Origin of the sequence: Marinobacter sp. LA51 (assembly GCF_030297175.1) — a bacterium.
GTDB classification, from domain to species: domain Bacteria; phylum Pseudomonadota; class Gammaproteobacteria; order Pseudomonadales; family Oleiphilaceae; genus Marinobacter; species Marinobacter apostichopi.
This window is the reverse complement of sequence record NZ_AP028070.1, coordinates 1705651-1718027: the sequence shown is the minus strand read 5'-3', so window position 1 is coordinate 1718027 and position 12377 is coordinate 1705651. Positions and strand designations below refer to the sequence as shown.

The following is a 12377-nucleotide window of genomic DNA, read 5'->3' as shown; positions in this document are numbered from 1 at the left end:
CATGTATTTTGCTGTTATTCAGATCATGAACGAGCTGACGAAAAATCGTCACCAACATAACTATCTGCTCGCTTAACGGCCGACGGGGCCAAATCCTTAGGATTTTTCCAGAGTAATGGCCGGACATTGACAGCATAGGACAAAGTGACACGTATGCGCATCACCATTTTTAGCATCGCTCTAGTAATGTCCGGCGTCACGGGCGGCGTATCGGCCCAGACGACGGCCATGGAGATTGAGGAGGCTGCAACGCGCTATCTAACCGCCTTTTCGGAGGCGCAGTCTGAGCAAGGCTATGACGTCACCTTTGAGCCGGGCAGTGTTGACAGCAGGCTTTCCCTGGCTAGTTGTGAGCAGCCATTGGCCGTTGAGTTCACCGGTGATCCCTGGCGCAGCACCCATCCGTCCCTGCAGGTCGCGTGTGACGGTAAACGCCCCTGGCGTATGTTTGTGACCGCGTCGGTTTCCATCAATGGCCCCGCCCTGGTGGCAGCACGACCGCTGGCCCGTGGGGAGCGCATTACCGCCGATATGGTCACCACCGAATCGGTCGTGGTAAATGCCAGTCGCCGAGGCGTGCTGGGCAACGCCGATGATGTACAGGGCATGGAAATTCGTCGGCCAATCAATGCAGGGTCCGTGATTACCCCCGACCTCCTCTCCGCTCCCGACGCAGTGGAACGGGGCGATCATGTTATTATCTTCGCCAAGAGTGGAGCTTTCTCGGTAACATCCCGAGGCAAAGCCCTGGCAAATGCCTCGGTCGGCGAACAGGTATTGGTTGAGAACCTCCGATCTGCCCGGACGGTTCGGGCCAATGTCATCGCACCGGGGCGTGTTGAGATTCCGATGTAACCGAAGTTGGCAGCCTTGACTGGCAACCGGAACTGGCAAGTTTCTGCCGCTCGGCAATAGACTGCCGCCGCCCTCGCCACATCGCATACATAGAGGCGCAGCAGATGGAGAATTGGTAATAAAAATCCGGAATTTTTCACTAAAGGTATGGACGGCCCGGCCGTTACATAGATACACACCCGAGTAAGTCGCGCATCCGCGCGGCACTATACAGGCAAGCAGGTATACATATGTCAGTTGACTTAAATGGAATTGGCCCCGGCCAGGTCAACACCCAGAGAACCACGGCCGATAAGTCCTCCAGCAGCCAGGGCACCCAGCCGGCAAGCAGCGAACAGGCTAAAACCCAGGCCCAGTCCGCTCGCGGCGAAAGCGTTAGCCTCAGCAATCAGGCAAAAAACCTGAAGCAGCTGGAACAGAAGCTGGGTGATTATCCCGAGATGGATGACGACCGAATTGCAGAAATCCGGTCAGCACTCGAGAGCGGAACCTACAAAATTGATGCAGAGAAACTGGCCCAGAAAATGCTTGAGATGGATGAAAGCATTTTTGGGTGAGTAAATCATGGCTGCTATCGATGAATTGAAAGAGCTTCTGCTGCAAGACGTGAAACAGCTTGCGGTTTTGACGGACATCCTTGATAAGGAAAAAGCCTGCCTGTCCGCCTCCGATGTCCGTGCGCTGCAGGCGCTGACCGCAGAAAAAAATCAGCTTCTCGCACAGATAAGGGAGCGGGCAAAACAGAAGATCCACGCTCTCGTCGCCATGGGCTACAAGCCGGAGAGCGGTGCACCTTCCCGATTTATTCAAAGTGCCGGCCTGACCGAACTTATTGATCTCTGGAAACGTGCCGATGAGCAAATGCGCCAGTGTCAGGCCCTGAATCAGCACAACGGGCGGGTTATGGGCCACCTGCAAAAACGCCTCTCACGACTGACCGATATTTTCCGCGGTGCTACCGGCCAGCAAAAGCTTTATGGCCAGCAAGGCCAGCAGACCTCAGTATCAAGCAGAACCATTCTGGCCAGCGCCTGAGTGCCCCAGTCCTAAGATAACGCCCGGCAAGCCGGGCGTTATTTTTTTCCAGGATCGTTAGCGGGTATAGATAGTCATCTGTGACGAGGGGCTGAAGCGGATATCATGGATGCTGACGTTTCCAAACGAAGGCCCCCGACTGCCGCTCACCCGGATGTTGTTCATCCTGATTTCCTCAATGCGCTCCGGAAACGCCAGAGTCAGGCCACCATCCTCTTGCAACGTATATCGGGGTTCTCCCTCCCGATAGTGAACCCCTTTGATACTGAGGTCCGAATCCAGGAAGTTCAGGACAGGTACGAACACGTTGGTCGTAAGCTTCAGCCCTTCCATGACATCTGCTTCCGATCCGTCACCCTGTTCCGTTGCGTTACCCACCATGTTGCCCACCCGTGCCATACGTTCCAGCAGCGAGGAATCGCCCTGCCCCGACACGGCGGCTAACTCGTCGTCCTCCAGGGGCGTGAAGCCCGCCTCCTCGTACATCTCGCCAGACTCAGACGAAGTGGAGTTCGTGTTGTTGACATGGTTAGTGGCCGCGAAACCGACCAGTGGTTGGAAAGGCAGAGCTACAACGGCGACGAGCGCGGCGGCGTTACGGTAGCGGGACTGATGCTTCAGTACCCGATGCAACTCTTTTTCACTGATCCAGCCAGACTGAATGAACACCTCACCCAGTCGCTCTCCTGATTTCCGTTGCAAGCGCAGACCTTCTTCAAGCTGCGCTTCAGACAGGTAGCCTCGACCGACGAGCAATCGTCCTAATCGCGACTTTTCTTCAAATCCCTGACGGATTCTCACTGAATTCTCCTTATTATTCGTGAAAACCGTACAACCCGGCCCGGCATGGAGGAATAAGAACTGCAGCAACCACTGAGCGTAGCTTAATCTCGCGATTCCGTATCTCATGAGTCGCCGAAACAGCCCAAGCTTCTGCTAAAATCCTGCGGTAACTGAAGATTCAATGAATTATTGCAGGAAATCGCTCTGCAACTCACCAGGAGATAAGTAATCAAATGCTAAATTCCGTAAAACTGGTTCGTAGTGTGATCCCTGCCCTGATTCTAGCTATGTCGGCCATACTGCCGCTTAGCGGAGCCCACGCCGAAACGGCTTCAGAGACAGCTTCAGCACCCCTGCCGAGCGTAAAAGTTGTCACCAGCAAAGGCCCATTTGTCCTCCAGTTGCGCCCGGATGTCGCTCCAAAGACTGTTGAAAATTTTCTTGAGTACGCCCGCAGCGGGTTCTACGACAACACCGTGTTCCACCGCGTAATACCCGGTTTCATGATTCAGGGTGGTGGCTTTAACAAGGACCTGACCCGGAAGCCCACCCAGGATCCGATCGTGAATGAAGCCAAGCCGACCCTGAAGAACCTTCGTGGCAGCATTGCCATGGCGCGCACCAGCGCTCCGGACAGCGCCACCTCTCAGTTCTTTATCAATGTGGTGAACAACGGTTTTCTGGATGCCGGCGTCAGGGGCGCGGGCTATGCCGTTTTCGGTAAAGTGACTGAAGGGATGGGCGTGGTTGACGCGATTGCGGGCGTGGATACAAAAAATGCCCGAGGAATGGCTAACGTACCGGTAGAGCCAGTGATCATTGAATCCGTCTCGGTGCTCGAGCCCGCTAACTGATCCCATGCCCGACGAGCTGCTCTCACCCAGTATCGAAACCGCTGAACTGACCTGGCAGGACGGTGTCCCGGAATCAACCCAGTTCGGGGACGTCTATTTCAATCGTGAAGACGGGCTGGCCGAGAGCCGGTACGTGTTTCTTCGCCCCAACCGGCTTTCTGAACGGTTTACGTCGGTTCCAGCGGGTGGCAGCTTTGTGGTGGCCGAGTCCGGGTTCGGAACGGGGCTTAATTTTCTCGCCACCTGGCAGGCTTGGCGGGAGCATGCGACCAACCAGTCCGCCACCCTGCATTTTGTATCGGTAGAGCGCTTTCCCCTGAAACGGGACGACCTGGTTCGGGCCCTTGCCTCATGGCCGGAGCTGGCCCCACTTGCCGCCGAGCTAGCTGACAAGTATCCACCGATGACCCGCGGCGCGCATCGCATTCTGCTCGATGGCGGCCGGGTTCGGCTAACGCTTTACCTGGGAGATGTCCGTGAAGCCTGGCAGGCGCTCCAGTTCAAGGCCGACGCCTGGTTCCTTGATGGTTTTTCTCCGGCCTGTAATCCGGAGATGTGGCAGGATCAGGCTCTTGCGTTGATCAGCGCGCACAGCAAGCCGGGCGCGACACTGGCCACCTTTACCTCGGTGAGCCGAGTTCGGCAGGCACTCGAAAGCGCTGGCTTCACCATGAACATCGCGCCGGGATTCGGACGCAAAAGAGACATGCTGGCGGGTACGCTACCGGCTGAAGTTGTGTCAGACCAAGATCCGCGCGCGAATTCAGTTGCAATCATCGGCGCGGGCATTGCCGGCTGCCTGCTCGCCCGCAATCTCTCCGAGCGCGGCTTTCCGGTGACGCTGATTGATTCTGCGACCGGCCCTGGCGCGGGCGCCTCCGGGAACCTTCAGGGCGCGACCTATGTGAAACTGGGGGTCGAATTCAACGATCAAACAGAGCTGGCACTGACCGCGCTGTGCTTTACTCAGCGCTTCTACAACCGCTTCCGTGATCAACATTGGCATCCTACCGGTCTACTCCAGCTGGCCTGGAGAGAGCAGGAACAGGACCGTCAGCGGCGCTTCCTGAATAGAAACGCTTACCCGGCGGACGTCTTCTATCCGGTAGACCAACACCAGGCTGAGCAGCTGACCGGCGTTCCCACCCAAACCGGCGGACTCTGGTTTCCTCGCAGTGGCTGGCTAGAGCCGGCAAAGCTGTGTAAGGAACTCGCGGCGCACCCCCTGATCCGCCAGCAGTTCCAGACCGACGTGCTGCAGCTGCAACGACTAACCCACGCCTGGACCATAAAGCCCGCGACCGGGCCAGAGATAGTGGCCGATCGCGTGGTAATTTGCGCCGGCCATCTTACCCCGTCGCTGCTGCCGGTTTCGGGCCGGTTCCGTCTCAAGAAGATTCGTGGTCAGGTCACTCACCTGGAATCACATTCCCTGACAAGCCCTCGATCCGTGATCTGTGGCCCTCGCTACCTGAATCCCGCCCATGGCGGTGTGGCTGTCGTTGGCGCCACTTTTGACCTGCGCGATGACAATCCCGACCCCACCGTGGTCAGCCATGAACAGAACCTGAACGAACTGACTGACTTATTGCCGGGCATTCTAGATAACACAGAGGGGCTCGAAGAATCCGTTGAAGGGCGAGTCAGCTTCCGCTGCGCTACTCACGACTACCAGCCTGTGGCCGATGAACTGTGCGACTCCGAGGGCCAGTTGAGCCCGAACCTGTTCATGTTCACTGGGCTAGGCAGCAAGGGACTCACCTATGCCCCGTTGCTTGCGGAGTATCTGGCGGACAGGCTCTCAAACCAACCACAGTGCCTGCCAACACGCCTGATGCGTCGGCTGGCAAGCCGTCGCCTGCATCAGTCGGAGTAAAGAGAAACGAATTCAGGGTAAACTACAGAAAAGGGCCTCTCGGCCGATAGGCGAATAACGCCAGTACAAAATTTGAGGATTCCGCTTCATGTCCATCTTCGTCAGTGAGCCAGGCCGTCCTATAGGGACCCGCCTTCCGGAAGCCTTCCGGGCACGGCGTGTGGACAATGTAACGGAACTGACAGAAGGCCACGCGATCAATGCCAGCCACAGCGAGGCAACCGATGCGGAATTCCAGCAGGCTGCCAACTCGGGACGCCATCGGGCGCTGGAAGAGTATGGTGCTACTGCCGCAGGCGAACCCCGGGCGGAACGGGCTTACCTGCCGGTATCGATGATCTGCTCCCCCGCCCTGTACTCGGTGCCGGCCACGTCCACCATCTCGAATGCCATGGCACTCATGGAAGAACACGGCGTGCACCACCTGGTCATCACAGCGGAAGACAATATTGCAGGCCTGGTTGATCTCCGTTGGCTTCTCGATTGGTTGCACCGCAATCGCGCCAACGCCTTCGACCAGAACCTGGTCCATATGGAACTGCCTGCGTTTCTCACCGCGTCGCCGGAAACCGACGCCCATCAACTGGCCAGACTGATGCTTGCACACCAGTTAAATGCTGCCCTGGTGGTGGACTCGAACGGGGAAGCCTCAGGCATCGTGACCAGCACGGATTACCTGAGGCTTTATGCCAGCGCCAGCAGGCATGAGGGTGCGGTTTAGTCCAGCGCTGAAAGCAGCTGGCCCTCCGGACTGAACACCAGCACTAACCAATCACTGCCAACGCGCGTCAGAGCCGCGATTTCATCATCGCGATAATTGGCCAGGGCGACAATCTCGGAGTCTCCTTCAGGCAACTGGTAACGCCATTCGTTCTTGTAGGGCTTTTCCGCGCTATCCGATTCTGCATCTTCTTCAACCAGGGATACCCTGGCTAAAATACCCTGATCGCCGCTGACCACGGCTGTTTCCCCATCGAACCCACCGTCCGTGACCCCACTGGTGACCATATCGTCGTCAAACGCCATCAATACCCTGAGGCGGTCATTCCATTGATCGCCATCATCGTTGAGGGTGAACGCCCGCCTGATCAGACCGGTAGTGGTGTAAGCCAAAAGAAAGCCCGCCTGACTATCCAGGAGCCCACGCTCCAGGCTGCGGTTGCCGTCCTCGTCTTTCAGCAGCCGATAGCTGCCGGCCGTAGTGCCGAGTAGCCACATTTGATTACTTTCGTAGATAGCATCAGTGAGCGGATCATCGTCCTGGGAGCCGACTTGGAACACGGCTAGCCCGCGCTCGCCTGAGGTGGTGCTGTAATAGAAAGCATCTACCCCTCCCAATGCCGGCTCGCCATTCACCGAACCAGCCACGGACCCGAAGAGCAGAGGCGCCACAGAGCGGGGAGCGGCGCCGACCACAGACTCGTTGGCTGACGAACCGACCTGGCGAGTCCAGGCAACCTTCGGCACTTCGTTGGCGCCATCCAGCTCCGTATCGATGCGTTGCAGGAAGCTGTCCGTACCACCGGCGTTCGTTTGTTTGGGCCAGGTTCCCCCGGTTTCCCCGGCGATCAGCACGTAACCACTGTCGGAATTCATGTGCACCGATCGCACCTGGTCGTCGGCACTGGTGCCGGTTCGAATGGTCCAGTTCGCAACATACTCACCACCATTGGACTCCTCATCAAACCCGTACCTGGTCGTCACAATATCCTCTCCACCCTGGGCGACGGTGCCCGCCACGGCGGAATCCGTGCTGTAGGAGACAACAAATTCGAAGCGGTCGACCTTGCCTTTATCCTTGGCTACCTCTCGCTTGACGGTGGCAATCAGCGGCTTTGGCTGTGACAGCGTGTCGCTGGGGTTGGAAATCAGAATATCCTGCAGTTCACTGCCTTTCTGATCGTAAACCCTGACCCGCACACGATCGCTGTTGAGACTGTCATAACCGGCGACGAAGACCCGCCCCTGGTGGGATACATCGAGGTCGGTCGCGACAAAGCCGTCGGATTTGTTCAACGCAAGTGCTTTAACCTGCTCATTAAAGCTCACTCTCAAAATACTGTCGTCAGCCACACGAGCGTAGTTTTCCCGGCCTGCCTGATACTTCTGATCCAGGCCGAGCAGGAGGAAGCGGTCGTCCAATTCCGGGTTGGAGTAGCTACCATCCGGAACCCGGATGCGGAACCTGACTTCGTTGACGCCAACAGGAAACTCCAGCTCATCGGAAGGCGACCAACGGCCATTAATCCAGCGTTCGGTAACTACACCAGCCCCCAGCTCTACATCGGACTCCTTAGTTTCCTGAAATCTGGCCCGAATCACCTCGTCCCTGTCACCCGTCAGCACCGCCAGGTACTCTCGTGCATCGCCAACGTTCAAGGCATCTCGCGCGCCCCCATCTTCGGTCTGAATGCTTACCAGAGGCTCGTTGTCATCAATTTTCAGAGAGGTATCGGCTTCTTTGTTATTGGGGCCCAGTCCCGCCAGCCCGGAACGAACTTCAGTGAGCTTGAGCTTGGCAGTTTCCTGCTTCTCCGGGAAAGAATCGTCAATGACTTCCAGGCGTATATAGCACTCGGTAATGCCCGGTTCCAGCGTTACTACACCACGGGTATAGGTACCGGACTCGTCCTGCTGATAGACAAGGTAATCCAGCTCTTCCAGACGGGTTTGACTGTTGCTGCCCAGCGCGACTATGTCATGACCGACGGTGGCATCGGCCTCGTTCGCCTTACTGTGGTCACAACGCTGATGGGGCGGAAGGTAATTGGTATCGGGATCCTTGTCGCAGCTGGCCGGGTTGTACTCGGACGTGAGTTCAAAGGCCACCGCCACCCGGGTGACGGATGGTTGATCGAGCAGCACTCGCACCAGAACCGGCTGGGTTTCGGCAGTGATGGTCTTGGTGCCGGAAACCGAACCATCTTCAGCGTACTGGTTTACGGTAAAACTGTGTTCCCCCGGGGTACCCAGCTTCGGAACGTCACAAAACTCGTCGTTCTCTTCCGGCTCTTCGTCGGTGTCGGCTCCACTATCGGAGCTCTGCCCCTCCGTGAAGGTGTCGTTCTCAAGCGATAGCGCATTGTACTTAACCTCGATATCAAACGGTTGCACACCCGACATGCCCCCGTCGGTGCTGACGAGGTTGATACCCAGCTGACGCCCCAGATCCGCTTCGCCCCGACTGCCCCCACTAAGCCCGGGGACGCCTCGCATGATGATGCCCTGGCGGGCCTTATTGCTGGTATCTTCGAGGGCAAGCCAGGATGGCGCGTTGGTAAGGGTGTAATCGAGAATGTCCTCGCCGCCATAGGCGCCGAAGTTGTAGTAGTACTCTACGCCGAGATAGGCCTCTGCCGGAGGCACTCCAATAATGGTGGGGTCGTCGGGGTCTTTTTCGGTCTTGCAGGCCATCAGGGCCGAAGCAAGAACGAGCGTCACAAGGAGGCGGCTGGCGGAACCAGTGCGGGAGACTAAATCGGCGCGCATGGAAAAATCCGTTTTAACGTTGTTGTTATCGGGTGCCCTGGCTCTCGATTGAAAGCCCACTTACACTCCGTTACAGAACAACGCCATGGTAGCCAATTTGCGGTACAGGCGATCTGCGCGAGTTCTCAGATTTTTCCGCCAGCCAGGGTCCCTTCTGGCCAGCGCTAATTCTGGTTAAGGATTTGTCTAGGCGTCCAGTCCATGTTGCTTCAACAAATCCAGCAACCCGGCCTCGTCCAGCACTGGCACTTCAAGCTGCTCGGCCTTGGCGAGCTTGGAGCCAGCCGCCTCACCAGCCACCACACACGCAGTTTTCTTGGAGACACTGCCGGACACCTTGGCGCCAAGGCTTTCCAGCTTCTCCTTGGCTTCGTCTCGGGTCATCTCAGATAGGGTTCCGGTAAGCACCCAGGTCTCGCCCTGCAGCGGCTTCTCCGATTCTTCAACGACCTCTTCCTGCCATTGCACGCCTGCATCCTTCAAAGCCGCCAGGGTTTCCTGGTTGTGGGGTTGCTCGAAGAAACTGCGAATATGCCCTGCGACGATGGGTCCGACATCAGGCACCGACTGCAACGTCTCTTCATCAGCGCAGGCTATCGCCTCAAGCGTGCCGAAGAACGACGCCAGTGATTTGGCCGTGGCCTCACCCACCTCACGGATGCCGAGGGCGTACAGGAATTTCCACAGCACCGGCTGACGGGACCGGTCAATGGCCGCGATCAGATTGCTGGCTGACTTGTCACCCATGCGCTCGAGACCAACGAGATCCCGCTTCTTCAAGCGGTAGAGGTCGGCAACGGTTTCCACCAGTTCGTGACCAACCAGAATATCGATCCACTTATCACCCAGGCCCTCGATGTCGAGCGCTTTGCGGGAGGCGTAGTGGCGGATGGCCTCCTTGCGCTGGGCCGGGCAATAAAGCCCGCCGGAGCAACGGGCGACCGCTTCGCCCTCAATCTGGATGACATCGGAGCCACACACCGGGCAATGCTCAGGCAGGACGACCTCGCGAGCGTTTTCAGGTCGCTTCTCCGGCACCACTTTAACTACCTGGGGAATGACGTCACCGGCTCGCCGTATGAAAACGGTATCGCCGATATGGGCATCGAGGCGTCGAATCTCGTCCATGTTATGCAGGGTGGCATTGCTTACGGTCACACCCCCGACAAAGACTGGCTTAAGGCGCGCCACCGGGGTAACGGCACCCGTACGGCCAACCTGGAATTCAACATCTTCGATAACGGTAAGTTCTTCCTGCGCCGGGAACTTATGCGCGATGGCCCAGCGCGGTGCCCGGGACACAAAACCGAGCTTTTGTTGCAGATCCAGCCGATCGACCTTGAATACGATGCCATCAATTTCATAAGGCAGCGAATCGCGCTTTTCCATGAGTTCGGTGTAGGCCTGGAGGCACTCCTCGACGCCACGGGCCTTGCGCATCTCGGGGTTGATGCGAAAGCCCCAGCTTTTCACCTGCTGCAGTCCAGCCCAGTGATTGTCCGGTAGATCTCGCTCATCAACGACCGCCACGCTGTAGGCACACATCTCCAGCGGTCGCTTCGCCGTAATAGTGGATTTTTTCTGACGCAGACTTCCCGCCGCCGCATTTCGGGGATTTACGAACGTTTTCTCCCCCTGATCCGCCAGCCGCTTGTTTAGCTTGTCGAACCCGGCCTTGGGCATGTACACCTCACCCCGGACCTCAACCAGGTCGGGAACGCCCTCGCCCCTGAGTTTCAGAGGTACCGACGGGATGGTGCGGATGTTCGCGGTGATGTCTTCGCCGGCATAGCCGTCACCCCGGGTCGCCGCTTTTGTCAACCGGCCCTGCTCATAGTGCAGGCTGACCGCAAGGCCATCGAGCTTAGGCTCACAGACATACTCGATGTCTTCCGCGGCGTCCAAGCGCTCGCGCACGCGGCGATCAAAATCACGCAACTCGTCCTCACTGAAGGCATTGTCCAGCGACAACATGGGAATGCGGTGAACAATCTCTTCGAAACTGGTTTCAGCACTGCTCCCCACCCGCCGTGACGGCGAATCGTCCGAGGCCAGCTCGGGATACTCCGCCTCCAGGGTCTGCAATTCACGGAACAGCCGATCGTACTCGGCATCCGGAATGCTTGGATCGTCCAGCACGTAATAGTGGTAGTTGTGCTCTTCAATCAAAGACCGGAGTTCTTCGACCCGCTGGATAACCTCGGGCGTGGCTTTACTCATGGGGTTGCGCTCTCAACTGTCAAAAAAATGCCCGGAACACTCCGGGCATCATTCGTTATTCTGTCGCCCTGCGTTAAACCCGCTGGGAACGTTGCTTTCGGTCAAATTCACGGATCCGCTGACGGCAGTGCTCAATGGTTTGAGGCGTCATTACACTGCGCCGCTCGTCTTTGAGTTCACCACCCAGGTTACGAACCACGCATTGGGCCGTTTCGAGCATAAACTCGAACGCCTGAAGCGAATTCGAGGGTCCCGGCATGCTCATGAAGAAGCTGATACCCGGTGTGGTCATCCCGGGTATGTCCTTTGGCCTGAAGGTGCCCGGTTCAACCGCATTGGCAACACTGAATTGAACCGGACTGATGGTATCGGTCGTTTCATGCCGGTGATAGATGTCCATATCGCCCAATTCAAGGCCGCAGGCCTCAAACAGGTTTTTCAGAGCCGTTCCACTGAAATCATCACCGGAACGAGCCAACACATTGATTACGATGACCTCCCGGGCTTCAGGACGGTTGGCGCCGGCAAGCGGCTGGCCGTGGTTGGACTCCGCCGGGCCCCGGCGAGCGGTATCTTCTTCCACTTCGGTGGTGACCGTCGGCGGTACCGAATCTTCGGGTTCCCGATGCTGGCCTGGCTCGGCTTCCTCAATCGCAGACTCGTGGTCAGTGTCTTTCTCGGCCTCTTTCTCGGCATCTTTCTCAACCCAAGACTCTTCCTGCCTAAGGTCATCATCAGTCAGATGCTCATCGTTCGCACCCCAGCCAGTATCGACGGCGGCGTCTGCTTCGTCATGGGCGGAAAAACCGGAGGCCCAGGACGGATCATCGGCTTCACTGGCCGGGTTTTCACTTGCCGGAGTGCTGGCCGACGCAGTAACGGGACGTGTCGGCTTGGGTTTTGGCGAGCCAAAACGACCGGAGCGCTCGGGCTTCACGTAGCCGCGCTCTTCGAGAGTATCCCGAGAAATCGTACGGGCACCACCATTCGGTAGTTCTGGGTTGTGATGCTCGTCCAATGGCGACTCCTCAAGGTCGTCGACCCCCATGCCGGAGGAGATGGCCAGGGATTCCTTGCGGGCGCGCCGGACGCGGCGGATTCCGTCAATGACAATACCAATAATGACGAGGGTACCTATGGCGATTAACCATTCCCTAAGTGACATAGTCCTGCTGTCCTGTTTGCGGATCGGGTAACACTGTTACTCTAAGAAAAGCCTGTTGCGAATACAACGCACAGGCGGGCCAGATGGCGTTATTGTCATC

At 57.6% G+C, this 12377-nt stretch carries 10 protein-coding genes; 6 read left to right on the top strand and 4 right to left on the bottom strand.

Going from position 1 to position 12377, the window contains the following annotated elements:
* The first annotated feature begins 153 nt into the window (after positions 1 to 153).
* The 3 genes from flgA (at position 154) to QUE89_RS07920 (ending at position 1890) form a co-directional block, all read left to right on the top strand.
* Complete coding sequence (gene flgA, locus QUE89_RS07930) at positions 154 to 855, top strand: flagellar basal body P-ring formation chaperone FlgA (protein WP_286222657.1); 702 nt, start codon at positions 154 to 156, stop codon at positions 853 to 855.
* A 230-nt stretch (positions 856 to 1085) separates the two neighbouring features.
* Positions 1086 to 1412 (top strand): flagellar biosynthesis anti-sigma factor FlgM, encoded by a 327-nt coding sequence (gene flgM / locus QUE89_RS07925; RefSeq protein ID WP_286222656.1) that lies wholly within the window; start codon positions 1086 to 1088, stop codon positions 1410 to 1412.
* Between the two features lie 7 nt (positions 1413 to 1419).
* Entirely contained in the window at positions 1420 to 1890 is a 471-nt protein-coding gene (locus QUE89_RS07920; RefSeq protein ID WP_286222655.1) for a flagella synthesis protein FlgN, read from the top strand.
* 57 nt (positions 1891 to 1947) lie between these two features.
* On the opposite strand, the gene QUE89_RS07915 is transcribed toward QUE89_RS07920, so the two are convergent.
* On the bottom strand, positions 1948 to 2691 hold the full coding sequence (locus tag QUE89_RS07915) for a cyclic di-GMP-binding domain-containing protein, MshE-related (protein ID WP_286222654.1): 744 nt from the start codon (positions 2689 to 2691) through the stop codon (positions 1948 to 1950).
* 215 nt (positions 2692 to 2906) lie between these two features.
* Between QUE89_RS07915 and QUE89_RS07910 the strand changes: the two genes are divergently transcribed.
* From QUE89_RS07910 to QUE89_RS07900, 3 genes are all read left to right on the top strand, one after another.
* Complete coding sequence (locus QUE89_RS07910; protein ID WP_286222653.1) at positions 2907 to 3527, top strand: peptidylprolyl isomerase; 621 nt, start codon at positions 2907 to 2909, stop codon at positions 3525 to 3527.
* A gap of 4 nt (positions 3528 to 3531) precedes the next feature.
* Positions 3532 to 5403 (top strand): bifunctional tRNA (5-methylaminomethyl-2-thiouridine)(34)-methyltransferase MnmC2/FAD-dependent 5-carboxymethylaminomethyl-2-thiouridine(34) oxidoreductase MnmC1, encoded by a 1872-nt coding sequence (gene mnmC / locus QUE89_RS07905; protein WP_286222652.1) that lies wholly within the window; start codon positions 3532 to 3534, stop codon positions 5401 to 5403.
* A gap of 88 nt (positions 5404 to 5491) precedes the next feature.
* Positions 5492 to 6124 (top strand): CBS domain-containing protein, encoded by a 633-nt coding sequence (locus tag QUE89_RS07900; RefSeq protein WP_286222651.1) that lies wholly within the window; start codon positions 5492 to 5494, stop codon positions 6122 to 6124.
* Here QUE89_RS07900 and QUE89_RS07895 read toward each other — a convergent pair.
* The 3 genes from QUE89_RS07895 to zipA all read right to left on the bottom strand — a co-directional run bounded on the left by QUE89_RS07895 (position 6121) and on the right by zipA (position 12277).
* Complete coding sequence (locus QUE89_RS07895; protein WP_286222650.1) at positions 6121 to 8892, bottom strand: hypothetical protein; 2772 nt, start codon at positions 8890 to 8892, stop codon at positions 6121 to 6123. The genes QUE89_RS07900 and QUE89_RS07895 overlap by 4 nt on opposite strands.
* Before the next feature lie 186 nt (positions 8893 to 9078).
* Entirely contained in the window at positions 9079 to 11112 is a 2034-nt protein-coding gene (ligA, locus tag QUE89_RS07890; protein WP_286222648.1) for an NAD-dependent DNA ligase LigA, read from the bottom strand.
* A 73-nt stretch (positions 11113 to 11185) separates the two neighbouring features.
* Positions 11186 to 12277: a cell division protein ZipA gene (gene zipA, locus QUE89_RS07885; RefSeq protein ID WP_286222647.1), complete on the bottom strand. Its 1092-nt coding sequence runs from the start codon at positions 12275 to 12277 to the stop codon at positions 11186 to 11188.
* Positions 12278 to 12377: the final 100 nt, after the last annotated feature.